The following is a 24324-nucleotide window of genomic DNA, read 5'->3' on the forward strand; positions in this document are numbered from 1 at the left end:
CCAAACAGTGGAAGGTAAAATCATGTCTGGAAAAATCGAATCGCGCCTTGCAGAGCTGGGCATTGATCTGGCCCAAGGGCCGGCCCCTGCGGCGAATTATGTTCCCTATGCAATTGTGGGTGATCTGGTCACAATTTCGGGTCAAATCAGCATGACACCCGAGGGCATGTTGACGGGTAAATTGGGTGATGATGTAAGCCTAGAGCAAGGCCAAGCGGCGGCGCGGGTCTGTGCCATCAACCTGTTATCACAGTTGAAGTCGGCCTGCGGCGGCGATTTAGACCGCGTTGTACGGGTTGTCCGGTTGGGTGGTTTTGTGAATTCCACCCCAGATTTCACGGATCAGCCTGCGGTCATCAATGGAGCATCCGATTTCATGGTCGAGGTTTTTGGTGATGCGGGCAAACATGCGCGCGCCGCGGTGGGCTGTGTGAGCTTGCCATTTGGTGTGGCGGTCGAGGTTGAAGGAACATTTCAAATCAAATGAAAAGCCTAAGCCCCTTTGCTGATTTGCCCATATGCCACCGTACCCTGCATGATATTGATGCCGGGCGGCCCGAAAATTCGTGGGAAGGACTAGAGGCGGCGATACAGGCGGGATTGCCTGTTGAGATCGATGTACAGGTTTCTGCCGATGGTGTGGCCATGGTTTTCCATGATTATGATCTGGTGCGTCTGACGGGCCGGCAGGGGTTGGTAAACAGCCTGCCGGCGGATGAGTTGGTGCAAATTCCCCTGTTGGGTGGGCAACGCGGCATTCCGCGGTTGGATGAATTTTTGGCCCATGTGGACGGGCGCATACCGGTATTGATCGAGCTAAAGGATCAAGATGGCGGATTACAGGGGGGGGAATCCCCGCTAGAGGCCAGTGTTTGCGAGCTACTGCGTGACTACACCGGCGATGTGGCGGTGATGTCGTTTAATCCCTATATGATCGCGCGCTGTGCGATGTTGGCATCTCATGTGCCCCGCGGGTTAGTGACTGATCCCTTTACGCGGGCGGATTGGCCGGATGTGTCTAAGGCGCGGCGCACCGAGCTGGCGCTGGTGGATGATTATGCGCGGCTGGACTGTATGTTTATATCGCATAATGTATCCGATCTAGCGGCCCCGGTCGTGCGACAGCTAAAGAAGGCGGGGGCGCATGTGTTCTGCTGGACGGTGCGATCAGCAGAGGTAGAGGCGCGGGCGCGCCGCGTGGTAGATAACATTACCTTCGAGGGCTATACACCCGAGATTGCTAGATAAATGAGCGATGTAGAGCTGGCGGTTGTTGGGGAGATTGCTGCAATTGGGCGGGATGATTGGAACGCCTGCGCCTGCCCCGAAATGGCAGATGGGCCGCCCATAGACCCCTTTACCACCTATGAATTTCTAGCGGCCCTAGAGACCAGCGGATCCGTGGGGCAGGGTACGGGTTGGGTGCCCAGATATGTGATTGCGCGCCAAGGCGGGCAGGTCATCGCGGTGATGCCCAGCTATGCCAAGGGGCACTCTCAGGGAGAGTATATTTTCGATCACAATTGGGGCCATGCCCTAGAGGCCGCTGGCGGGCGCTATTACCCGAAATTGCAGACTGCCGTACCCTTTACGCCGGTAACGGGGCGGCGGTTTTTATGCCGCGCGGGGTATCAGGAAATTGGGCAGATCGCGCTGATCCAGGGGGCCAAGGCAGTAGTGGAACAGCAGGGGTGGTCTAGTTTTCACGCCACCTTCTGCACCGAGGCCGAATACAACATGGCCCCCAATGCGGGGGTGTTACAGCGCATTGGCCAACAGTTTCATTGGCATAACGCGGGGTATCAAGATTTCGATGGGTTCCTAGCGGCGCTATCGTCGCGCAAGCGTAAAAATATCCGCAAAGAGCGCATCGCGGCACAGGGCTTTGGCGGTGATATCGTCACCCTATGTGGCGCAGAAATTCTGCCCGAGCATTGGGATGCCTTTTGGCACTTTTACCAAGATACCGGTGCGCGCAAATGGGGCACCCCCTATTTGACACGGGAATTTTTCACACAGGTGCATGCGGCATTGGGTGATCAGGTTGTGCTGTTCCTGTGCAGGCGCGGCGATAAATGGGTGGCGGGGGCGCTAAATTTTGTGGGGCGTGATACGCTATTTGGGCGGTATTGGGGCTGTAGCGAGCATCATCCCTGTCTGCATTTTGAGCTGTGTTATTACCGCGCCATCGATTTTGCGATTGCGCATGGATTATCGCGGGTCGAGGCGGGCGCGCAGGGCGAGCATAAGTTGGCGCGGGGCTATTTGCCCAGCCCCGTTTATTCGGTGCATTGGATGGCTGATGCGGGGTTTGGCTCGGCCGTAGAACATTATCTAGAGGCCGAGCGCGATGCGGTGGGCGAGGACATCGAGGTGATGACCAGCTATGGCCCGTTTCGCCGCGATACAGGTGCTATAGCTGAGACAGAATAGTCTCGCCGCCAGATACATCACAAACGCCGGGGGTCTCTTCGGCGTTAAGGGCGCTGACCACGCCATTTTCCACGATCATTGAATAGCGTTTGGAGCGATCAATCAGACCCACGGGTGGGGCCGAGAATTCAAAGCCGATCTCTTTGGTATAGCTGGCATCTGCATCCGATAGCATAATTATTCCGGCGGCATCTGCGCCCAGCTCTTTGGCCCATGCATCCATCACAAAAACATCGTTGACGGATAGGCAATAGATCGCATCTGCACCTTTGGCGCGGATTTTATCGGCATTGCGGGTAAAGCTGGGCATATGCGCCGTAGAGCATGTGCCCGTATAGGCGCCCGGAAGGGCAAAAATTACGATTTTTTTATCCGCACTTAGCTCGGCCAGATCAAGGGCAATGGGCCCCTCGGCGCCCAGAGATGCAAAAGAGGCGGCGGGTAGGGTATCACCGATTTTTAATGTCATGTGCGTCTTCTTTCATGGTTTTAAATATTCATACAGGGGTGTAGGAAGGTAGAAAGCAAAAATGAGCAGGGATTACAAGGTGGCAAATGTTGTTGTGATTGGGGCCGGTCAGGCTGGCTCGTCTGTGGTTGCCAAGCTGCGCAATGGCGGATTTGATGGCCAAATCACCCTGATTGGGGCCGAAGCTGTGCCCCCCTATCAGCGCCCGCCTTTGTCCAAGGCATACCTGCTGGGCGATATGACGCTGGATCGATTATTTCTGCGACCAGAGCGGTTCTATGCAGAGCATCACATTGATCTGCGCCTTGGGGTTTCTGTGGTGGCGGTCGATGCAGATGCGCGTGAAATTAGCCTGAGTGATGGTGCGGTTTTATCCTATGACCATTTGGTTTTTACTACTGGGTCAGACCCGCACCGCCTGCCTGCCAGCATTGGAGGTGATTTGGGTGGTGTGCATGTGGTGCGCACATTGGCAGATGTGGATGGCATGGCGGCCGACTTTGGCGTGGGCAAGCGTGCGCTGATTGTGGGGGGTGGCTATATCGGCCTAGAGGCGGCGGCGGTGGCCACCAAGATGGGCGTTTCAGTTACTCTGGTGGAAATGGCCGATCGCATATTACAGCGCGTTGCCTGTGCAGAGACATCGGATTATTTTCGCACCCTGCACCGCGCGCAGGGGGTGGATATCCGCGAGGGTGTTGGTCTGAAGGAGTTGCGCGGTGAGGCACGCGTTAGTGCCGCAGAGCTGACCGATGGGGCGCTATTAGATGTGGATTTTGTAATAGTAGGTGTGGGTATTGCGCCGGCAACGGCGCTGGCCGCGGCGGCGGGATGTGCGCTGGATAACGGCATTCGCGTGGATGCGCGTGGCGCTACCTCCATCGCCGGCATCTGGGCGGCGGGGGATTGCACATCCTTCCCGCATAATGAAGGCCGCATTCGTCTTGAATCCGTGCCCAATGCCATTGCGCAGGCCGAGGTCGTGGCGCAAAATATCATGGGTGCAGAGGTGGATTATCAGGCCAAGCCGTGGTTTTGGTCTGATCAGTATGATGTAAAATTGCAAATCGCCGGTTTGAACACGGGCTTTGATCATGTGGTTGCGCGCGGGGCGGGGGCCAGCATTTCGTTTTGGTATTACCGCGGGGATGCATTATTGGCGGTGGATGCGATGAATGCGCCGCGTGATTATATGATTGGCAAGCGGATGATTGAGGCCGGAAAATCGCCTGATGCGATGCGGGTTGCCGATCCTGATACCGCGCTAAAGGATTTGATGTAATGCGCATTATCGGCGGTGCTTTCCGCGGCACAGCGCTGGCATCATTGGGTAAGGGCGATGCGGGTGCGCATTTGCGCCCCACCACGGATCGCGTACGCGAGAGCATATTCAATCTGTTGATCAACGGCGGTTACGATGACCCGATCACGGGTATGCGGGTATTGGATTTATTTGCGGGCACGGGGGCCTTGGGGTTCGAGGCTTTGTCGCGCGGGGCGTCATTCGTGTTATTTGTGGATGATGGGGTAAAGGCCCGTGCCTTGGTGCGCCAAAACACCGATATCCTGCGCGCCATTGGCCAGACCAAGCTGTACCGGCGCGATGCCACGCGTCTGGGGGCGGCCACGATGCCGGCATTTGATCTGGTGTTTCTGGATCCGCCTTATGGCAAGGGTTTGGGGGGGCGTGCGTTATTGGCGGCGGCCGAGGGTGGCTGGATTGCCGATGATGCGCTGATCGTTTGGGAAGAGAGTGGCCAGCAGGCTGCGCCCGAGGGGTTCGATATGTTAGATGCACGCAAATACGGCGATACTTGGGTGCATATTTTACAATACATCAATGGCGCATAGGACTCGAGCAGCATGCCCGCAGATTTACTGAAATCGGTTTTTGGTCACGATGCGTTTCGTGCAGGCCAGCAAGAGATTGTAGAGGCGGTAACGCAGGGGCGTGATGTTTTGGCCATTATGCCAACGGGTGGTGGCAAATCCCTATGTTTTCAATTACCAGCCTTGGCCCGCGGTGGGGTTACCTTGGTGGTGTCGCCGTTAATCGCGCTGATGCGCGATCAGGTGGCGGCCCTGCGTGCCATCGGCGTCTGTGCGGGGGCGCTGACCTCTGGCAATACCGAGGAAGAGACCGAAGAGGTTTTTCAGGCGCTGGATGCAGGGCGGCTAAAGCTGTTGTATGTGGCGCCAGAGCGGCTGGGTAATATTGGCACGCGGCGTTTGCTGTCACGCGTTGGCGTTAGCTTTATCGCCGTGGACGAGGCGCATTGTGTATCTCAATGGGGGCATGATTTCCGTCCTGATTATCTGCGCATTGGGGAATTGCGCGCGGCATTGGATGTCCCGCTGGCGGCTTTTACGGCCACAGCCGATCCTGAAACCCAGACCGAGATTATTGCGCGGCTGTTTCCTGAGCAGGCCCCTGATGTGTTCCTACAGGGGTTTGATCGCCCGAACATTCATCTGGCCTTTGCCCCCAAGAACGGCCCGCGCCAACAGGTTTTGAAATTCGCCGCTAGTCGCAAGGGGCAATCGGGGATTGTATATTGCGGTACGCGGTCGAAATGCGAAACGCTGGCGCAGGCCCTGTGCGAGGCGGGGCATGGTGCAATTTTTTATCATGCAGGCATGGATGCCGAAGAGCGGCGCATTGCCGAGCGGCGTTTTCAATTAGAGGATGGGCTGATTGTGGTGGCCACCGTGGCCTTTGGCATGGGGATAGACAAGCCCGACATCCGTTTCGTTGTACATGCGGATCTGCCCAAATCAATCGAGAGCTATTATCAAGAAATTGGTCGCGCGGGGCGCGATGGGGCGCCAGCGGAAACGCTAACGCTGTATGGCGCCGATGATATCCGCCTGCGCCGCGGCCAAATAGACGAGGGACAGGCCCCTGCGGATCGCAAGGATGCGGATCATGGGCGTCTGAATGCATTGCTGGGCTTGGCCGAGGCGCGGCGGTGCCGGCGGCGGGTGTTGTTGCGCTATTTCGGGGATGAAACCGAGGCCTGTGGCAATTGCGATCTATGTGATCGTCCGCCCAAGCTGTTTGATGGTACGCAACATGTGCGCATGGCCCTCTCTGCGATATTGCGCACGGGCGAATATTTTGGCGCGGGGCATTTGATTGATATTTTGCGCGGTACGGATACCCCCAAGGTGCGCGAGCGCGGGCACGGCGACCTGCCAACCTATGGTGTGGGCAAGGACTATTCCAAGGGCGAGTGGCAGGCGGTGTTTCGTCAGATGATGGGTTATGATTTGGTGCGCCCTGACATGGAACGATTTGGGGCCTTGCGTATGACAGATGCTGCGCGCCCTATTTTACGCGATGAGGCCAAGATAGAGCTGCGCCAAGATACCATTGTTAAGGCGCCGCGCCGTGTGGCGGTGAAAACGCTGGTGGGGGATGAAGATGAGGCATTGTTTTCGGCGCTCAAGGCCAAGCGACGGGCATTGGCCGAGGCGTTAAATGCGCCCGCCTACGTGGTGTTTGCCGATGCGGTTTTGATTGAAATGGCGCGCCAAAAGCCCAAGGATTTGGATGCATTTGCCCAGCTGTCTGGGGTGGGGGCTGTGAAATTAGAGCGCTACGGGGCGGAATTTCTGGGTGTGATCAATGGGGCGGTGGACGCGGTGCACCCCACAAGGCGCAAATTGGCAGGGCGCGATGCGGGGGTGATTTTTGATCAGCTGCAGGCATCGGCATTGGAACTGGCCCGCGGCCCACATGGCGTGGACAAACCGCTGTCGTTGACCACGGCCCAGATTGCCAAGGTGGCGCAGGTGCGCCCGCAGGATATGGCCGGGCTAGAGCGATTGTTGGATGAAAAGCGTGCCGAGCGCTTTGGCGTGGCGTTTTTGGACATTTTGGGCGCAGAATAGGGCTGGCCCCGAGCGCGCCAGTTGCTATATTTCGTGCAAACTAACCTGAGGTGAAGATATGTTAGCGGTGATTTCCCCTGCCAAGAAGATGGATTTCGAACCTATTGAAGGTGTAGCGCATAGCCAGCCGGTATTTCAGGATGCGGCCAACGAGTTGGTTGCAGAGGCGCGCAAGTTGTCTGTTTCTGATCTGTGTAATCTGATGAAAATTTCCGAAAAACTGGGGCGGCTGAACCGCGAACGATTTCAGGCCTTTGCACCGCAATCGGACGATATGAATTCCAAACAGGCTGGATTTGCATTTGCGGGGGATACCTATCTGGGCCTGCGGGCGGCAGAGTTGGGCGCGGATGATTTGGCCTATGCACAGGATCATTTGCGCATTTTGTCTGGGTTATACGGCGTATTGCGCCCGCTGGATCGGATACAGCCCTATCGTCTGGAAATGGGGCGCAGGCTGAAGACCGCGCGCGGCAATTCCCTGTATGATTTCTGGGGTGGGCGTATTGGTTCGGCGCTGGATCAGGCAAGTGATGGCGTGGTGATTAATCTGGCGTCAAACGAATATTTCAAATCTACTGGCAAGGCGATGACATCCCGCGTGATTACCCCCGCGTTCAAAGAGGAACGCGCAGATGGGCTAAAGATGATTGGGGTGTTTGCCAAGAAAGCCCGCGGTGCAATGGCGCGTTATATCATTCAAAACCGCATTGAAGATTTGGATGGTTTGCGGGAATTTAACACCGATGGGTATAAGTATCGCGCCGATCTGTCGGGTAAGGATGATTGGGTGTTTTCGCGGGTTACGCCGTAATCAATTTTCGTCAATAAAATCGCGTAGGGCCTGAATGCTGGGCACCTCTAGGGCGCGTTTCTGGCGGGCCAGTAGGCCGAGTTTGCGCATTTTTCCCATTTCACGTGCAACGCTTTCGCGGCTGGAAAAGATGAATGCAGCCAACTCTGATTGGGTAGGGGGGCGCGGAATTAGCACCGAATCTGCGCCGCCGCGTTGATATTTAAGCGCCAAATCCAATAGGGCATCATGCAGGCGCTGGTCGGCGTTTTTTGCATTGAAATCCACCACCCGTTTTGACAGGCGACGCAGGTGCCCGATCAGGATATTCAACAGTGCAAAGGTCATATCAGAATGGCTTTGCATTAGGCGGATATAGTTGGCCTGATCTATGCGCGCGGCCAGGCATTCTTCGGATGCGACAACGGATGCAGATCGCGGGCTGTCATCCAGCGCGGAAAATTCACCAAAGCAATCACCGGTAGCCACAGAGATAAACGAAACCTCGCGCCCTGAATCTGTATAGATGGTGGCCTTGCAGGAACCGCGCAACACGAAATAAACGTCGCGGTCGGTTTCATCATCGGTAATCAGGAACTGGCCGGATTTGTATATTTGGGTTGTCCAGCGCGACGAGAGCAGATCCCAGCTGTCTTGGTTTATGCGTCCAAGGAAGCTGTCTTTGGGGAAGGTGAGTTCGTTGCGAAGCATTGTTGGACTTATCAAATAAAAGAGAAAAAAAAGGAACTATCGCTGAAGATATCGGATTTGTGCAATAATGTAAACCGAGGGAAATGCGCCGAAAATTGTCGTAAATCTGATAGAATTCAGGTGACGCATCCTAGAGTGTTTTGGGCAGGCGTCGCGTATATCGCAGTCTATGCCATCACGGAGAAAGTCATGCCAGAAGTTCACACAGGGTCTTGCGAGTGCGGAGCGGTTAAATACCAGCTGCGTGGTCGATTGCAGCCTGTGGTGGCCTGTCATTGCACCCAGTGCCGCAAGACATCAGGGCATTTCTGGGCGGGGACATTGGTGCGCACGGATGCCCTGTCGATTACCGAGGACAGGGGGCTGGCGTGGTATCAATCCTCGGCCCATGCCCAGCGCGGCTTTTGTCAGCGATGCGGTGCGTCACTGTTTTGGCAGGCGGCAGGCGAGGGCACGACATCTGTCGGGGCTGGTACGTTGGATGGCGACAGCGGATTACATACCTCAAAGCACATTTTTGTGGATGACAAGGGGGATTATTATGACATTCTCCATGGCAACCAGACCAGGGATTGAGATGATGTTTGAGACATTGGCATTGATGGACGGTGGTGTCGTTGCTGGATTTATGATCATGGCGGTGGCGCTGTATTTCACGCCTGGGGCGGATATGATGTTTACACTGGCCAGCGGCATATCTGGTGGGCCAAGAGCCGGCGCGGCGGCGGCGGCGGGCATATCGTTGGGGGTGCTTTGTCATGTGGTTTTCGCCGCGGCTGGTTTGGCGGTATTGTTGCAGAGCTATCCCGCGGCCTTTGATTTGATCCGTTATTTGGGTGTGGCGTATTTGGTGTATTTGGCGGTGCAAAGCTGGCGCGCGGGGTCTGAATTTGGGGATGTACGCGGGCGCGCGGGGCTCTTTGCGGCCTTTAGGCGGGGGTTGTTAACCAATTTGTTGAACCCCAAGGTGGCGTTGTTTGTTTTGGCATTTTTACCGCAATTTACCGACCCTGCAATCGGCCCGGTGTGGCATCAGATTTTGTGGTTGGGATTGTTTCTGGCGCTGGGCGGTATGATCACCGATGGGGCGTTTGGGGTATTTGCGGGTTTGATGGCTGCGCGCATGCGGCGCTTTGGCGGCGTGATGAACAAAGTTGCCTCTTTTGTTTTTGGGGGGATCGCGGCTAAGCTAATCTTGGATTAGGGAGGCTTTGCCACCTAAAAACAAGGGAAGAGTAATGAAGGAATACAACGGGTCGTGCGAGTGCGGCGAGGTACAGTTTTCTGTGCAGGAACAACCTAAGGAAATTACGGCGTGTCATTGTTGGCAGTGTCGCAAAATATCGGGGCATTTCGCGGCATGGGCTGCGGTGCCTTTGGATGGGTTAGAGATAACAGGCGATGAGGCATTGCGGTGGTATCAATCCACTGATCGCGCCAAGACAGGGTTTTGTAGCATATGCGGGACAACATTGTTCTGGCGGCTAGAAGGCAGAGATGAAACAAGCATTGCCGCTGGTGCATTTGAAGATGCGCTAGAGGCCAAGCTTTCGAAGCACGTTTTTGTGTCAGAGAAGGCAGACTATTACGAGATTGCGGATGACCTGCCACAGGCGCCGCAGTTTGATGTGGATGATGATCCACAACCAATATGAAGAGTTAAAACCAAAGAGGGGTTAAATGGCTAATTTTCCAACGACCGCAAGAGTTGTTATTATCGGTGGTGGTGCAATTGGCACCTCTAGTTTGTATCATTTGGCCAAGGCCGGGTGGACCGACTGTGTCTTGCTGGAGAAAAACGAGCTGACGGCAGGGTCCACATGGCATGCGGCGGGTAACATCCCCACCTTCTCGACCAGCTGGTCGATCATGAACATGCAGCGCTATTCCACCGAGCTGTATCGCCGCTTGGGTGAAGAGGTGGATTACCCGATGAATTATAACGTGACCGGTTCGGTACGTTTGGCCCATACCAAGGAACGCATGCAAGAATTTGAGCGCGCCGCGGGCATGGGCCGCTATCAGGGCATGGATATCGATATGATGCAGGTTAGCGATTTCAAAGACCGCTATCCGTTTATGGAAACTCATGATCTGGCCGGCGGGCTGTATGATCCCTATGATGGTGACATGGACCCCAGCCAGCTGACCCAAGCGTTTGCCAAGGGCGCGCGCGATATGGGCGCGAAAATTTTCCGCTTTACCCCCGCTACTGGTGTGCGACGCGAGAATAACGAGTGGGTCGTATCCACCGAAAAGGGCGAGATTCGCTGTGAATATGTTGTGAATGCGGCCGGCTATTATGCCCAGCGGATTGGCGAGTGGTTTATCCCCTATGGTGGCCGGCGCGTACCGATGATGGTGATGAGCCATCAGTATATGCTGACGGATGAAATTTCTGAGATCGAGGAATACACCCGCGAAAACGGCAAGCTGCCGTTGCTGCGTGATGTGGATACGTCCTATTATTTGCGTCAAGAAAAGACCGGTCTGAATCTTGGCCCATACGAGCGCAATTGTAAGGCGCATTGGGTCACCCCGGATGATCCGATGCCCGAGGATTTCAGCTTTCAACTTTATCCAGATGATTTGGAGCGTTTGGAATATTATATCGAGGATGCCATGGCGCGTGTACCCTTATTGGGGCAGACTGGCATCAACAAAGTGATCAACGGGCCAATTCCTTATTCGCCTGATGGCTTGCCCTTGATCGGGCCGATGCCTGGGGTGCCAAATGCGTTCGAGGCCTGTGTCTTTACATTTGGTATTGCGCAGGCTGGTGGCGCTGGCAAGGTTTTGGCCGAGTGGGTCACCGAAGGGCAGACCGAATGGGATATGTGGGCGGTTGATCCGCGCCGCTTTACCGCCCATGCGGATCGGGATTATTGCATTCAAAAGGGCATGGAAACCTATGGCCATGAATATGCCATGCATTTCCCACATCATGAATGGCCCGCTGGGCGCGACAAGAAGCTGTCGCCAAACCATGCACGGGTATTGGAATTGGGCGGTGTCATGGGGGCATACAATGGCTGGGAACGGGCCAATTGGTTTGCAAAGGATGGCGACGACACCAGCGAAGAGGCCACGCATACATGGGAGCGTAACGGCCCTTGGGCGGTGCGGGTGAAAGAAGAATGCGAAGCGGTGCGCGATGGTGTGGGCGTATTGGATTTGCCCGGGTTTTCGCGGTTCTATCTGCGCGGAGAAGGCGCGGGTGATTATCTGAATTCGCTGATCGCGGGGCGTTTGCCGAAAGAGAATCGCATGACGCTGGCCTATTTCCCAGATACGCGCGGGCGGATCGTGACCGAGATGTCGGTTCTGCGCAATGGCGAGGATGATTTCACATTGATCACCGCCGCGCCTGCACAGTGGCATGATCGTGATTTATTGGCGAAAAACCTACCCGAGGGTGTGACATTGCATGATGCCACAGATGAGCTGAGCACATTGATTGTTACGGGGCCCAAAACGCGCGATTTGATGGCCAATATTACGGATGCGGATTTATCCCTGCCGTGGTTATCCGCACAACAGGCGGCGGTTGCTGGACAAGAGGCAACCCTGTTGCGGGTCAGCTTTGCTGGCGAGTTGGGGTGGGAAATCCATGCCCCTGCGGAGCGTATGCCCGAAATCTATGCCGCGGTTTTGGCGGGTGGTGCGGTGCCCTTTGGGATGTTTGCGCTGAACAGTCTGCGTATCGAGAAAGGATACCGCGGTTGGAAGGGGGACTTGTCTTCTGATTACACATTGCTAGAGGCCAGCTTGAAATGGTTCATGCAGTTGGACAAGGATGTGGCCTATCCCGGGCAAGCGGCATTACAGAGCGAGGCAAAAGCAGGGCGCAAGAAGGCATTTGCAACCCTGACCATTGATGCCGGTGATGCGGATGCGCCCTATATGTCCACCATCTGGCAGGGCGATACGGTTGTTGGCGAGGTTACCTCGGGTGCTTGGGGGTATCGTGTAGATGCCTCGATCGCTTTGGCTATGGTGCGTGCCGATTTGGCAACCGAAGGCACCGCATTAGAGGTCGAAATCTATGGCAAGCGTTATGCGGCCACTGTGCAGGCCGATGCGCCGCTGTGGGATCCTAAGAACGATCGGATCCGTGCATGAGCATAACGCTGCTAGACGGGGGTATGGGGCAGGAATTAATTGCCCGTGCTGGTCAGGCCACAGATCTGTGGTCTGTTCAGGCCCTGCTGGATTCCCCTGAAATGGTAAGCGAGGTGCACAATGCCTATTTTGCGGCGGGGGCCGAGGTGGCCACCACCAATACCTATTCGGTTTTGCCGGATAGGTTGCAAAACCACGGGCTAGAAGATCAATTTGAAACACTACAGCGCCGCGCCTGTGAATTGGCGCTGGATGCGCGCGCGGCCCATGGCGCGGGTCTGGTGGCGGGATCCTTGGGGCCGCTGGGGTTTTCCTATCGGCCCGATTTGGCACCGCCCGCCCCAGAGGCCGCGATTACCTATGGGCGTATATGTGCCATACAGGCAAATTATGTAGATGTTTTTTTGGCCGAGACCATGTCTTCGGTGGATCAGGCGCGCGGGGCGATTCTGGGCGCGCAGGGGTTTGGCAAGCCGGTCTGGGTTGCGTTTTCTGTGGATGACAAGGATGGGCGCAGGCTGCGTTCGGGCGAGGATATCTTGGCGGCGGCCGAACTGGTGCGCGAGATGGGCGTGGATGCGGTCTTGGTGAATTGTTCCACCCCAGAGGCGGTTAGTCAGGCGTTGCCTGCCTTTGTGGACAGTGGCTTGCCTGTGGGGGCCTATGCCAATGGGTTTGTTGAAATAGCGAAAGATTTCAACAAGTTTGGGGCGACTGTTGATATGCTGTCCGCCCGACAGGATCTAACGCCAATGGTCTATGCCGATTTTGTGGATGAATGGGTGAACATGGGGGCCAGCATTGTTGGCGGGTGTTGCGAGGTGGGGCCAAGGCATATTTCCCTGCTGGCAGAGAGATACCATGGAGCAGGCGGATGACCACAGCGGCGCCTTTGAAGTTTGACATCATCCTGTCGGATGGGTTTGTCAGCACCGAAATGTCGGGGGTGGTGGATGTTCTGCGCCTGACCAACCGGGTGATGGGGCGGCCAGTTTTTGAATACCGGTATGTTTCGGTTGCGGGCGGAGATGTGAAATCCAGCGCCGATACGTGGGTGCGCTCTGATCCATTGCCCCAGATACCGGATGCGGATTATGCGGTGTTTTTGGGGAATTCCGACCTGAGCTTTACCTCGCGCTATATCGAGCGTTCCGTGCATGCCTATTCCTATGCTGGTGCCCAGGTGATTCTGTTGGCCGAGGCGGCGGCCATGTATATCGCCGCCAATCCGGATAGTGTCACGGGCCATACCACGCATTGGGAAAACCGCGTGTTGCTTGAGGAAAACAAGGGCATTTTTGATGTGGAAACCCGTCTTGCGGTGACGGGCGAGCGGGTGATCACCTGTGCAGGGCTGATTGCCACCTATGATGTGATGCTACAGATCGCCTCTAATCATATTTCCAAGGCCAATATTCTGACAGTGTCGAGTATTTTGTTGCTGGATCATGTGCGGGCGTTTGAGACCAAACAGCCGGGCACCGCGGATGTGCTGCACAACAGTTCTGATCCGACCATTGATCGCGCGATTCGCCTGATGCAGGCCAATCTAGAAGAGCCGATGACAACACAGGCATTAGCGGATCATCTGCGTCTGACCACACGGTCACTAGAGCGCCAATTCCGCCGCCATCTGGGCCGTAGCCCTGGGCGGTTTTATCGCGAATTACGCCTGATACGGGCGCATAATTTTCTGGTGAACACCAACATGAGCCTATCCGAGGTGGCAACCGCCTGTGGGTTTGGGTCTAACTTTGGTCGGGCATACCGCGAGTATTACGGCAAGACGCCGCTAAAAATGCGCAAAGAAAAAACAGTTTCTAAGAATGAAAGCAAAGGGTGAGTGCAATGGCAAATATTCCAAGCAAAGCACGTGTTGTTATTGTGGGCGGGGGCATCATTGGGTGTTCTGTGGCCTATCATTTGGCCAAAAAGGGCTGGCAGGATATTGTATTGCTGGAACGCAAGCGCCTGACCAGCGGCACCACTTGGCATGCGGCGGGCTTGATCGCGCAATTGCGCGCCACCGCAAACATGACCAAACTGGCCAGATATTCCCAAGAGCTATATGGTAACCTAGAGGCCGAAACAGGGGTCGCCACGGGTTTCAAGCGCTGTGGATCAATTACCGTGGCGCTGACCGAGCATCGTCGCGAGGAAATTTTACGACAGGCTGGTATGGCGCGCTCCTTTGGGGTGGATGTGGAAGAAATTTCGCCCCAAGAGGTCAAAGCGCGTTATGAGCATTTGAATATTGATGGCGTAAAGGCAGGCGTTTGGTTGCCCAAGGATGGGCAGGGCGATCCTGCCAATATCGCGCTGGCGCTGGCCAAGGGTGCGCGCAATATGGGCGCGCGTATCATCGAGAACACCGCCGTTACTGGCCTGCGCAAACAGGGGCGCAGTGTACAGGGTGTGGAATGGCAGGCCGAGGGTGAGAGCGGCTATATCGAGGCTGATATGGTGGTAAATTGCGCCGGCATGTGGGGCCATGAAATGGGCCGGATGGCGGGGGTAAATGTTCCTTTGCAGGCCTGTGAGCACTTTTATATTGTAACAGAAGCTATTGAAAATCTTACGCAAATGCCAGTTTTGCGTGTGCCTGATGAATGTGCCTACTACAAAGAGGATGCGGGCAAGATGTTATTGGGGGCGTTTGAGCCCATTGCCAAACCATGGGCGATGGATGGTATCCCCAAGGATTTTGAATTTGATCAATTGCCCGAGGATTTCGAGCATTTTGAGCCGATACTCGAGCAGGCCTGCGCGCGATTGCCGATGCTGGAAACAGCTGGGATTCACACGTTTTTCAATGGGCCAGAAAGCTTTACCCCCGATGATGCCTATCATTTGGGGTTGGCGCCAGAGTTGGATAATTTTTGGGTCGCGGCTGGGTTTAATTCCATTGGTATTCAATCTGCGGGGGGTGCTGGGATGGCGCTGGCCGAGTGGATGGACAGCGGCGAGAAGCCCTTTGATCTAGGGGATGTGGATATTGCGCGCATGCAGCCTTTTCAGGGGAACAAACAGTATTTGTTCGAGCGCTCCAAGGAGACCTTGGGTCTGCTTTATGCTGATCATTACCCTTATCGCCAAAAGGCTACCGCGCGTGGAATTCGGCGCAGTCCTGTACATCATCAGCTGTTGGAGAACGGTGCGGTGATGGGCGAGCTGGCTGGCTGGGAACGCGCCAACTGGTTTGCGGACGAGGGTCAGGAGCGTGCCTATAAGTATGACTGGCAGGGGCAGAATTGGTTTAACAATACCGCCGCCGAGTGCCGCGCAGTGCGCGAAAATGTGGGCATTTATGACATGTCGTCGTTTGGTAAAATCCGCGTAGAGGGCCGAGACGCTGTGCGCTTTATCAATTATGTGGCAGGGGCGGAATGTGATGTAGAGATCGGCAAGATTGTCTATACACAATTCCTAAACAATGCCGGTGGGATCGAGGCGGATGTCACCATTACCCGCCTGTCAGAAACCGCCTATCTGGTGGTAACCCCTGCTGCAACGCGCTTGGCGGATCAGGTCTGGATGCAACGCCATGTGGGGGATTACGCGGTGGTGATCACCGATGTAACAGCCGCCGAGGCCACCCTAGCGGTGATGGGCCCCAATGCGCGCAAATTACTACAGGCCGTTAGCCCCAATGATTTCAGCAATGCGCATAATCCCTTTGGTACGGCCCAAGAGATTGAAATCGGCATGGGGTTGGCGCGTGTGCACCGCGTATCCTATGTAGGTGAATTGGGCTGGGAGGTTTATATCAGCGCCGATCAGGCGGGGCATGTGTTTGAGGCCCTGTGGGATGCGGGACAGGGCATGGATGCGCGACTATGCGGGATGCATATGATGGACAGTTGCCGTATTGAAAAGGGCTTTCGCCATTTTGGCCATGACATCACCTGCGAGGATCATGTGTTAGAGGCGGGCCTTGGCTTTGCGGTCTCAAAGACCAAGGAGAATTTCATTGGTCGCGATGGTGTGGCACGCAAGCGCGAGGCGGGGTTGGAAAACCGCATGCTACAGTTTGTGATGGAGGATCCTTCGGCCTTCCTATTCCATAACGAGCCGATACTGCGCGATGGGCAGATTGTGGGGTACCTCAGCTCTGGGGCCTATGGGCATCATCTAGGGGCGGCGATTGGGCTGGGCTATGTGCCCTGTGCGGGCGAGAGCGCGGCGGACGTTCTGGCATCTAGCTATCAGATCGAGGTGGCCGGTGTGAACATGGCCGCGCGTGCCAGTCTAAAACCGGCCTATGATCCAAAATCGGAGCGTGTTAAGGCCTAGGGCATGCCCTTTGCCCCGTTGAAAAATTACCACCCCAAGGATGCCCCTGTGGCGGTTCTGTATCACGACGATCATATCGTGGTGGTGGACAAGCCCAGCGGGCTATTGTCGGTGGCGGGGAAATCCGAGGAACTGGCCGATTGCATGCATGCGCGGGTGCGCCGCGAATTTGCGGGCGCCATGGTGATCCATCGGTTGGATATGGATACATCTGGGGTGATGATATTTGCGCGGCGCAAATCGGCGCAGCGGCATCTAAATCTGCAATTCGAACAGCGCCGCCCGCAGAAAACCTATGTTGCGCGGGTTATGGGCGCCGTTGGGGGTGAGGCGGGGCAGATCGATTTACCGCTGATGGGGGATTGGCCAAACCGACCGTTGCAGAAGGTGGACCATGATGCGGGCAAGCCTGCACAAACCGATTGGCGGGTATTGTCGCGCGAACAGGGCGCCACGCGTGTAGAATTACATCCCAAGACCGGGCGCACCCATCAGCTGCGGGTGCATATGCTGGCAATCGGGCATCCGATACTGGGGGATCGATTTTATGGTGATCAACGGGTGATTGATGCGGCGGATCGTCTGCAATTACATGCGCATCGGCTGTTCTTGGATCATCCTGATACGGGCGCGGCCCTGGAATTCTGTGCATCAGTGCCGTTCTAAGGTTCAATCCGGTGGCGACGGAAAATTAACCCACAGGCGTATAATCCCCAAAACCATAGGAGAGGCGCATGCAGAAATTTATAGTCACCGCATTGGCGATTGGGCTGGGGGCTTCGGCGCTGGCCGCGGACAATCAAGTTACCATTGTGACCAAGGGTACCACCACCTGTATTCAATCAAACGGTATACCAGATCACGACATGGGTGCATTCCCTCGCAGGGGCAACCCCAATAGTTTTCGCGCGCAGAACCAGAAATACTGTTTCAGTGCCAACCCCAAGAAGAGAAAGATCAAGAGCACCAAGGCACAGATCGTGGGTGTGACCCTAACTGGCATACCCATCCGTCCCGGCACGGCCGATTGGTATGATGCCAGCAGCCCACGTGGGCACAGCCGCGATTCCAGCTCTGGGTGGAATTTGGATGGTATGGGGCCGGATAATGCATTGGGGCTGGATCATAATAATGCCCATGTGGACCATCGTGGCCTCTACCATTATCACGGCATGCCAGCGGCGCTGATTGATCTAAATAATGATACCCTGATGGGCTATGCGGCCGATGGTCACGAGATCCATTATGTGGGGGCTAAGGCTCAGGCCTCTTGGGTGTTGAAATCCGGGGTCCGCCCCAGCGGCCCAGGAGGGCGCTATGATGGTACCTATAACCAAGATTTCGAATATAAGGCGGGGTCAGGCAATCTGGATGAATGCAATGGCGCCATGGTCAATGGGCAATATGTATATTTTGCCACCGACAGCTATCCGTATTTTCAGCGCTGTCATTTTGGCGCGGTTAGTGATGATTTCGTAGTCAAGCGCGCACCACGCGACCGCCAGCGGCCCCGCAAGGTGCGCCGAGGGTAGGCTTGGGCGTCTTGCGGCGCTGGGCATAACAAGATATTTGCCTAGTCAAGCAAGGAGTAAATGCATGTCACTGGACCCCGTAGATTTAACCGCCCGATTGGTGCGCTGTGCCTCTGTGACCCCTGAAGAGGGGGGCGCATTGGTGTTGTTGGCCCAAGAATTGGAACAGGCAGGATTTAGCACCACCCGTATAGATCGTGGTGGGGTATGCAATCTGTTTGCCCGCTGGGGTGATCAGGGGGCTAACGGGCCTGTTTTGGGGTTTAATGGGCACACGGATGTGGTGCCTGTGGGCGATGTGGCCGATTGGACGTTTGATCCTTTCAGCGCTACGATCAAGGATGGGTTCATGTATGGGCGCGGCACCACGGATATGAAATCGGGCGTTGCGGCATTTGTGGCGGCGGCGGTGGATTTTGTGCGCGATACGCCCCCTGATGGGTCTATAATTATCACCATCACGGGTGATGAGGAAGGGCCAGCCAAGCATGGCACCGTGGCGATCCTAGAGTGGATGGCCGAGCACAATCAACAGATGGATCATTGTTTGGTGGGTGAGCCGACCTGCCCAGAGACCATGGGCGAGATGATGAAAATCGGGCGACGAGGATCGATGACCGCCTATTTCACCGCGCGCGGCGTGCAGGGTCATGCGGCCTATCCGCACCGAGCTAACAACCCCGTGCCTGCCATGGCGCAATTGGTGGGGGCGCTGAGCGGCCATGTGCTGGACGATGGTACGGATCATTTCGATCCTTCGACGCTGGTGGTGACCACATTTGATACCGGTAATCCGGCCAACAATGTGATCCCTGCACAGTGTAAGACCACGGTGAATATTAGGTTTAATGATGCGCATACTGCCGATGATTTAACCACGTGGTTGCGTAGACAGGCGGATGCGGTGGCCGCGGACACGGGGGTGGTATTTGATATGGATGTGTCCGTATCTGGCGAGAGCTTTGTTACACCACCGGGCAAGTTGTCGGATATGGTGGCACAGGCGGTTAGCGCGGAAACAGGCGTGGTGCCAGAGATGTCGACCTCAGGTGGGACGTCAGACGCGCGATTTGTTAAACATCACTGTGAGGTGGTGGAATTTGGGCTAGTGGGCAAGAGCATGCATCAGGTGGATGAGCGGGTGAAGGTAGAGCAGATCGGACAGCTAAAGGCAATTTATGCCCGTTTTATCCGCGACTACTTTGGCGGGTAACATGCGACCACAACTGTATATTATGGTCAAACAGCCCCGTGCTGGGCGGGTGAAGACACGCCTTGGGCGGGATATCGGCATGGCGGCCTCTGCGTGGTGGTTTCGCCATTCTGTGGCACGCCATATTCGCGCCTTGAGCGCTGATCCACGCTGGGAAACGGTATTGGCCGTTAGCCCTGATGTCGAGGGTATGGCCAGCCGTGTCTGGCCTCGAAACCTGCGCCGCTGGCCACAGGGAGGGGGCGATCTAGGCGCGCGGATGGGGCGGATATTGCACCGCGCCCCTAAGGGGCCGGTGATCATTATTGGTGCTGACATTCCAGATATTACGCCTGCTTTGATCCACAAGGCCTTTAAATCATTGAATAATCATGATGCGGTGATCGGGCCTGCACCGGATGGGGGCTATTGGTTGGTGGGGCATCGGCGCGCGGGGCGCTGTGTGCCGCGCGATCTATTCAAGGGGGTGCGTTGGTCTAGCGAGACCGCACGGGCCGATACCATCGCCAGCCTATCTGGGCAATCGGTGGCGCTGATTGATACGTTGCGCGATGTGGATACGCTGGCGGATTTGCGCGCGCTGGGCGGCTAATCTTCGGGCTTGGGTGTCTTGGGGCGGCCACCCCAGATGATCCAGCCGACTAAGACCCCCCAGAGCATGGCTACCAGCAGTAACCCCCAGATCTCGATTGCTAAAAATTGCCAATTATCAAACATTTACGGCTCCTTACGCTGGGGTATCCAAAACCCGTTTTGGAAAACTTCGGGGCGTTGGCTGTGGGGGTTTGTGCGCAGATCCCCTGTATGGGGCGTGTTAGGTGAGGCGGTGATTGAAACCTTGGCCTCGGCACCAAGATCGGACAAGAGGTCGATGATCAAATCTTGGGGGTTATGTCGTGGCATAGAGACCCCGCTAAGGCTGATGCCCTGTTCCCAAAGGGTGATTTCGGCGGTTTCAAGGCGGTGCAAATGTTGGCCCAGTGCGGCCAAGCGCAGCAGGAATATGCGCCGATCCCCACCCCAGCCAAGGGTAATATTCCCCTGCAAGTCGGGCAGGTTCAGCGCAGAGGTAATATCGGATTTATTGAGCCCATCTGCGGATTTACCAGACAGGGTGCCACCACTTTTATGGTGCCAATTCAGCATCAGCCTGCCGGGGAATCCGTCGTCTAGGATCGCGATATCGAAATCCACGCCATAGTGTGGTGGCAGGGGGGTGAACAGGGCGCGCAGCTGGGCGTCGGTGGTGGCCGTGGGCACGGCACCCGTGAATGTGGCATGGCGGTTTGTGATGTTCAGCACCCCCACCTGCATCAGACGCAGAGCTGTGATCGCCTTTTGGGTAAAGCTGGGCCAGATGGCATCGGGCATCCCATGCTTGGGGGTTAGGTTCTGGATGTGATCGGGGATCAGCCCCGCATAGGTACCGCGGGTAAATTCGTTGGGGATATAACCGTGGAACGTCTCGCCGGATTGCGAGACCTTGCCCCCAAAGATATAGGGGTTGGCGGGGATTAGCTGTGTGGTGATATCGGTGCGATAGTTGGGTGGCAGATTGGCCAGTATGGCGCGCAGGGCGTTGATCTCTTCTTGGGCGCTTAGATCACAGGTTAACACCAGATCGGTGCCCGTAAGGGTAATTTGTCCCAAGGCGCACAGGCGCAAGGCGCGGGCGGCGGTGGCCACGGTGCCGGGCCAGTGTTGGTCTGGCATTGGGCGAGCAAAGGTCAGGTCTGTGTTGAAATCAGCCAAGGCCTCATCCAATGCTTGCGGGGTTGGCGTATGGCCGGTGGCGCGCAGGCCAGCATCGGTTTTTACCAGATCTATGCGAAAGGGATCCGCCAGAGGCGGTAGGCTGGTGGCATCGCGCAGGGTGCGCAGGCCATCAATTGCGCCCACATGGGCAAGGATGGCGGCGCGCTCGATTTCAGAGCTGACCAGCCCTGTGATTTGGGCATCGCGCCCAGACACCTGTGCGCTTAGGGGGAATGTGGTATCGACAAGGGCCAGATTTAGCTGATCTTGTAATTTGGTTTGGTAATTTTGCGCGCTATTAAAATAGGGCAGGCCGGCGCCAAGCTGCCCCATGGCCAGCAGGCCCAGCGTGGCCCACGCGATCAGGAATGTTGCGATACCCAGTAGTTTGCGCACTATTAACCCATTGCTTTTCCTACAGCCTAGGCAAAACCAGAATGATTGCAAGGTTTCCAATCCCACCTGTGGCGTGCTAGTGCGGGGTATGAAAAAACTCCCGAGTAAAGAAGATATTTTGAAATGGGTGCAAGAGCACCCCGACAAAGCATCCAAGCGCGATATTGGTAAGGCCTTTGGGATCAAGGGATCCGCGCGCATTGATCTGAAACGTATGTTGAAAGAGCTGCAAAGCGATGGGCTGATTGCGGGGTCGCGCAAACAGTTCCGTGGCACGGGCGAATTGCCCCCAGTTTCTGTTTTGCGGATTTCTGGTGCGGATGACATGGGCGATCTATGGGCCGAGCCGGCGGAATGGGAGGGCGACGAGCGCCCAAAGATTCTATTTATGGCCAAGGCAGGCGATGTGGCATTGCGCGCTGGCGATCGCATATTGGCGCGTCTAACGCCTGTGGTGGATCAGGATCACGCCTACGAGGCACGTCTTATTCGCCGCATCGGTGCAGGCCCTGATAAGGTGATCGGCATTTACCGGCATGGATCCGAAGGTGGGCGCATTGTGCCCGTGGATAAGAAGAACAGCAAAGAGTGGCGCGTGGCCAGTGCCGATAGCAAGGGCGCATCGGACGGCGAATTGGTCGAGGCCGAGCAGGCTGGCCCCAAGCGCATGGGTCTGCCCTCGGCGCGCATCATCGAGGTGCTGGGCGATCCTATGGCGCCGCGTTCGATATCCTTGATTGCCATTCATCAGCATGAAATCCCTGATCATTTCCCTGATGAGGTCGTCTTGGCCGCAGAGGCGGCAGAGCCTGTTGCGCTGGGTGCGCGGATGGATCTGCGCCATTTACCCCTGTTTACCATCGACCCATCTGATGCACGCGATCACGATGATGCGATTTGTGCCGCACCGGATGAGGATCCGAAAAACGAGGGCGGGCATATTGTATGGGTGGCGATTGCCGATGTGGCGCATTATGTGCGCCCGGGTTCTGTATTGGACAAAGAGGCGCGCAAGCGGGGCAATTCATCCTATTTCCCTGATCGAGTGGTGCCGATGTTACCCGATGCATTGTCGGGGGATTTATGTTCTTTGCATGCGGGTGTGGAACGCGCCTGTATGGCGGTGCGTATTGTTTTGAATGCATCGGGCGAGAAGTTATCGCATGAATTCCACCGCGGGTTAATGCGTTCGCCTGCCTCTCTATCCTACGAGCAGGCGCAGGCGGCCCATGAGGGGCGCTATGACGGTGATACAGAGCCGCTGAAGGGGCCGATTGCTGATTTGTTTGCGGCCTATGCGAGTGCCACCAAGGCGCGCAACCGTCGTCAGCCGCTGAACCTTGACTTGCCAGAGCGCAAGATCGTGCTGTCGGACGAGGGGCAGGTCTTGTCTGTGGATTACCGCACCCGTTTTGATGCGCATAAATTGGTCGAGGAATTTATGGTCACGGCCAATGTGTGCGCGGCCGAGACGCTGGAACAAAAGGAACGGGCATTTTTATATCGTGTCCATGAAGAGCCATCGCCAGAGAAGTTGGATGCGCTACGCGAGGTGGCCGATGCGGCGGGGCTACAGCTGGCCAAGGGGCAGGTATTGCGCACGGCGCATTTGAATAAATTGTTGGCCGCTGCCAGCGAGAGCGAAGATGCAGAGCTGATCAACATGCAGGTTTTGCGATCTATGACACAGGCCTATTACGCGCCGCAGAATTTCGGGCATTTCGGATTAAACCTGCGCCGCTATGGGCATTTCACCAGCCCTATTCGGCGCTATGCGGATTTGATCGTGCACCGTGCCTTGGTCTCTGCACATGGGTTTGGCGATGATGGGTTGACCCGCGAAGACGAGGCCGATCTGAAGGAAACCGGCGAATGGATTTCCAGCACAGAGCGGCGTTCTATGTTGGCAGAACGCGATACCACGGATCGGTATTTGGCGGCGTTCTTGGCCGATCGTGTGGGGGCCGATTTTGTGGGGCGTGTGTCTGGAATTGCCAAATTTGGCTTGTTCGTAAAGTTGGAAGAGACGGGCGCGGATGGGATTATTCCCCTATCGCATTTGGGGCGCGAGTATTGGCGCTATATCGAGCGTGATGGCACGTTAAAGGGCGAGGAGTCTGGGCGTGTGATTGCCGTGGGCATGCCCTGTTTGGTGCGCCTCGTGGATGCCACCGCTGTGACGGGTGGTTTGACGTTAGAGATGATTGAACTGGATGGCAAATCCATGCCCAAGGGATCTGGGCGTCAGGTCCGCCACAAGGGGCGGCGCATTGTGCGCGCCAAGGATCGCAAAAAGGGCAAGAGGCGGCGCAAGGGCTAGGCGCGGTATGTAAGTGCGTGACGGATTAACAGCCTGAGTTTTTCTGGTTGCAGGTCCGCCGCGGATTGAAAGTGCACCGCCCGTGTGCCTTGGATATCAAATTCTGCGCCGAAGGTTTGGGCAAAGGTTGGGATCACGCTGGATTGGCAATGTGCATAGAGGGCAAAGCCGCCGGTTTTGGGGGCGCCAATGCGCAGAGGGGTGGCCTGTGGTGTGCTATAGCTGGGCTGGCCCCAACGCAGGTTTTCTGTGACGTCACCGATATCATCGGCCGTGCGATAGATCAGCGCGCGCAGTTCAAGTGCATCTGCGGGCAGGGCATCGAAGGATTTGCGAATTTCGTCGTCTGTGAAGGGCGGTTGCATGATGGATATTTAAAAGATTTGGAAGGGT

Annotated in this window: 24 protein-coding genes; 19 read left to right on the forward strand and 5 right to left on the reverse strand. The window is 56.1% G+C overall.

Translation table 11 applies throughout. The features are described from left to right. Positions 1 to 22 precede the first annotated feature (22 nt). Genes QQL62_RS09955 through QQL62_RS09965 form a run of 3 tightly spaced genes read left to right on the forward strand, consistent with a single transcriptional unit; the run spans position 23 to position 2433 of the window. The gene (locus tag QQL62_RS09955; RefSeq protein WP_284378459.1) at positions 23 to 487 is read left to right on the forward strand and encodes a RidA family protein; all 465 of its coding nucleotides are present in this window, start codon (positions 23 to 25) and stop codon (positions 485 to 487) included. Next, complete coding sequence (locus tag QQL62_RS09960) at positions 484 to 1248, forward strand: glycerophosphodiester phosphodiesterase family protein (protein WP_284378461.1); 765 nt, start codon at positions 484 to 486, stop codon at positions 1246 to 1248. Before QQL62_RS09955 ends, QQL62_RS09960 begins: the two co-directional genes overlap by 4 nt. Continuing rightward, a complete protein-coding gene (locus QQL62_RS09965) occupies positions 1249 to 2433 on the forward strand; it encodes a GNAT family N-acetyltransferase (RefSeq protein WP_284378463.1) in 1185 nt (394 codons plus the stop codon). It abuts the gene before it with no gap. Here the strand turns inward: QQL62_RS09965 and QQL62_RS09970 are convergent. Continuing rightward, positions 2414 to 2902 (reverse strand): peroxiredoxin, encoded by a 489-nt coding sequence (locus QQL62_RS09970; protein WP_284378466.1) that lies wholly within the window; start codon positions 2900 to 2902, stop codon positions 2414 to 2416. The genes QQL62_RS09965 and QQL62_RS09970 overlap by 20 nt on opposite strands. Before the next feature lie 79 nt (positions 2903 to 2981). Here QQL62_RS09970 and QQL62_RS09975 point away from each other — a divergent pair, with 79 nt between their 5' ends. Genes QQL62_RS09975 through yaaA form a run of 4 tightly spaced genes read left to right on the forward strand, consistent with a single transcriptional unit; the run spans position 2982 to position 7610 of the window. Continuing rightward, positions 2982 to 4184, forward strand: coding sequence for an NAD(P)/FAD-dependent oxidoreductase (locus QQL62_RS09975; protein ID WP_284378722.1), 1203 nt, complete (start codon positions 2982 to 2984; stop codon positions 4182 to 4184). Beyond that, entirely contained in the window at positions 4184 to 4753 is a 570-nt protein-coding gene (gene rsmD, locus QQL62_RS09980) for a 16S rRNA (guanine(966)-N(2))-methyltransferase RsmD (protein ID WP_284378469.1), read from the forward strand. The genes QQL62_RS09975 and rsmD overlap by 1 nt, the downstream gene beginning before the upstream one ends. Before the next feature lie 12 nt (positions 4754 to 4765). Continuing rightward, complete coding sequence (recQ, locus tag QQL62_RS09985; protein WP_284378471.1) at positions 4766 to 6796, forward strand: DNA helicase RecQ; 2031 nt, start codon at positions 4766 to 4768, stop codon at positions 6794 to 6796. Positions 6797 to 6854: 58 nt separating this feature from the next. Beyond that, complete coding sequence (gene yaaA / locus QQL62_RS09990) at positions 6855 to 7610, forward strand: peroxide stress protein YaaA (protein ID WP_284378473.1); 756 nt, start codon at positions 6855 to 6857, stop codon at positions 7608 to 7610. Here yaaA and QQL62_RS09995 read toward each other — a convergent pair whose 3' ends face one another. Then, positions 7611 to 8300: a Crp/Fnr family transcriptional regulator gene (locus QQL62_RS09995; RefSeq protein WP_284378475.1), complete on the reverse strand. Its 690-nt coding sequence runs from the start codon at positions 8298 to 8300 to the stop codon at positions 7611 to 7613. 189 nt (positions 8301 to 8489) lie between these two features. Here QQL62_RS09995 and QQL62_RS10000 point away from each other — a divergent pair, with 189 nt between their 5' ends. From QQL62_RS10000 to QQL62_RS10050, 11 genes are all read left to right on the forward strand, one after another. Further along, the gene (locus tag QQL62_RS10000; RefSeq protein WP_284378477.1) at positions 8490 to 8876 is read left to right on the forward strand and encodes a GFA family protein; all 387 of its coding nucleotides are present in this window, start codon (positions 8490 to 8492) and stop codon (positions 8874 to 8876) included. Next, positions 8842 to 9504 (forward strand): LysE family translocator, encoded by a 663-nt coding sequence (locus QQL62_RS10005; RefSeq protein WP_284378478.1) that lies wholly within the window; start codon positions 8842 to 8844, stop codon positions 9502 to 9504. Before QQL62_RS10000 ends, QQL62_RS10005 begins: the two co-directional genes overlap by 35 nt. 34 nt (positions 9505 to 9538) lie before the next feature. Beyond that, complete coding sequence (locus QQL62_RS10010; protein WP_284378480.1) at positions 9539 to 9955, forward strand: GFA family protein; 417 nt, start codon at positions 9539 to 9541, stop codon at positions 9953 to 9955. Positions 9956 to 9980: 25 nt separating this feature from the next. Then, on the forward strand, positions 9981 to 12422 hold the full coding sequence (locus tag QQL62_RS10015; protein ID WP_284378482.1) for a GcvT family protein: 2442 nt from the start codon (positions 9981 to 9983) through the stop codon (positions 12420 to 12422). Next, positions 12419 to 13300, forward strand: coding sequence for a homocysteine S-methyltransferase family protein (locus tag QQL62_RS10020; RefSeq protein ID WP_284378484.1), 882 nt, complete (start codon positions 12419 to 12421; stop codon positions 13298 to 13300). The genes QQL62_RS10015 and QQL62_RS10020 overlap by 4 nt, the downstream gene beginning before the upstream one ends. Next, positions 13297 to 14265 (forward strand): GlxA family transcriptional regulator, encoded by a 969-nt coding sequence (locus tag QQL62_RS10025; protein WP_284378486.1) that lies wholly within the window; start codon positions 13297 to 13299, stop codon positions 14263 to 14265. Before QQL62_RS10020 ends, QQL62_RS10025 begins: the two co-directional genes overlap by 4 nt. Positions 14266 to 14270: 5 nt before the next feature. After that, positions 14271 to 16715 carry a GcvT family protein gene (locus QQL62_RS10030; protein WP_284378488.1) on the forward strand — a complete coding sequence of 815 codons (2445 nt, stop codon included), beginning with the start codon at positions 14271 to 14273 and terminating at the stop codon, positions 16713 to 16715. Positions 16716 to 16718: 3 nt separating this feature from the next. Beyond that, the gene (locus tag QQL62_RS10035) at positions 16719 to 17381 is read left to right on the forward strand and encodes an RluA family pseudouridine synthase (protein WP_284378491.1); all 663 of its coding nucleotides are present in this window, start codon (positions 16719 to 16721) and stop codon (positions 17379 to 17381) included. Positions 17382 to 17449: 68 nt separating this feature from the next. After that, complete coding sequence (locus QQL62_RS10040; RefSeq protein ID WP_284378493.1) at positions 17450 to 18247, forward strand: YHYH protein; 798 nt, start codon at positions 17450 to 17452, stop codon at positions 18245 to 18247. Positions 18248 to 18311: 64 nt separating this feature from the next. Further along, positions 18312 to 19460 carry a succinyl-diaminopimelate desuccinylase gene (gene dapE, locus QQL62_RS10045; RefSeq protein WP_284378494.1) on the forward strand — a complete coding sequence of 383 codons (1149 nt, stop codon included), beginning with the start codon at positions 18312 to 18314 and terminating at the stop codon, positions 19458 to 19460. A 1-nt stretch (position 19461) separates the two neighbouring features. Continuing rightward, positions 19462 to 20052: a TIGR04282 family arsenosugar biosynthesis glycosyltransferase gene (locus QQL62_RS10050; RefSeq protein ID WP_284378497.1), complete on the forward strand. Its 591-nt coding sequence runs from the start codon at positions 19462 to 19464 to the stop codon at positions 20050 to 20052. On the opposite strand, the gene QQL62_RS10055 is transcribed toward QQL62_RS10050, so the two are convergent. Further along, positions 20049 to 20177: a hypothetical protein gene (locus QQL62_RS10055; RefSeq protein WP_284378499.1), complete on the reverse strand. Its 129-nt coding sequence runs from the start codon at positions 20175 to 20177 to the stop codon at positions 20049 to 20051. The genes QQL62_RS10050 and QQL62_RS10055 overlap by 4 nt on opposite strands. After that, positions 20178 to 21611 (reverse strand): hypothetical protein, encoded by a 1434-nt coding sequence (locus QQL62_RS10060; protein ID WP_284378501.1) that lies wholly within the window; start codon positions 21609 to 21611, stop codon positions 20178 to 20180. It abuts the gene before it with no gap. Between the two features lie 88 nt (positions 21612 to 21699). On the opposite strand from QQL62_RS10060, the gene rnr reads away from it, so the two are divergent. Beyond that, positions 21700 to 23931 (forward strand): ribonuclease R, encoded by a 2232-nt coding sequence (rnr, locus tag QQL62_RS10065; RefSeq protein WP_284378503.1) that lies wholly within the window; start codon positions 21700 to 21702, stop codon positions 23929 to 23931. Here rnr and QQL62_RS10070 read toward each other — a convergent pair. Next, positions 23928 to 24296 (reverse strand): DUF1801 domain-containing protein, encoded by a 369-nt coding sequence (locus tag QQL62_RS10070; RefSeq protein WP_284378505.1) that lies wholly within the window; start codon positions 24294 to 24296, stop codon positions 23928 to 23930. The genes rnr and QQL62_RS10070 overlap by 4 nt on opposite strands. Between the last annotated feature and the right edge of the window lie 28 nt (positions 24297 to 24324).

The sequence above is a fragment of the Amylibacter marinus genome (assembly GCF_030160015.1).
Lineage (GTDB): Bacteria > Pseudomonadota > Alphaproteobacteria > Rhodobacterales > Rhodobacteraceae > Amylibacter > Amylibacter marinus.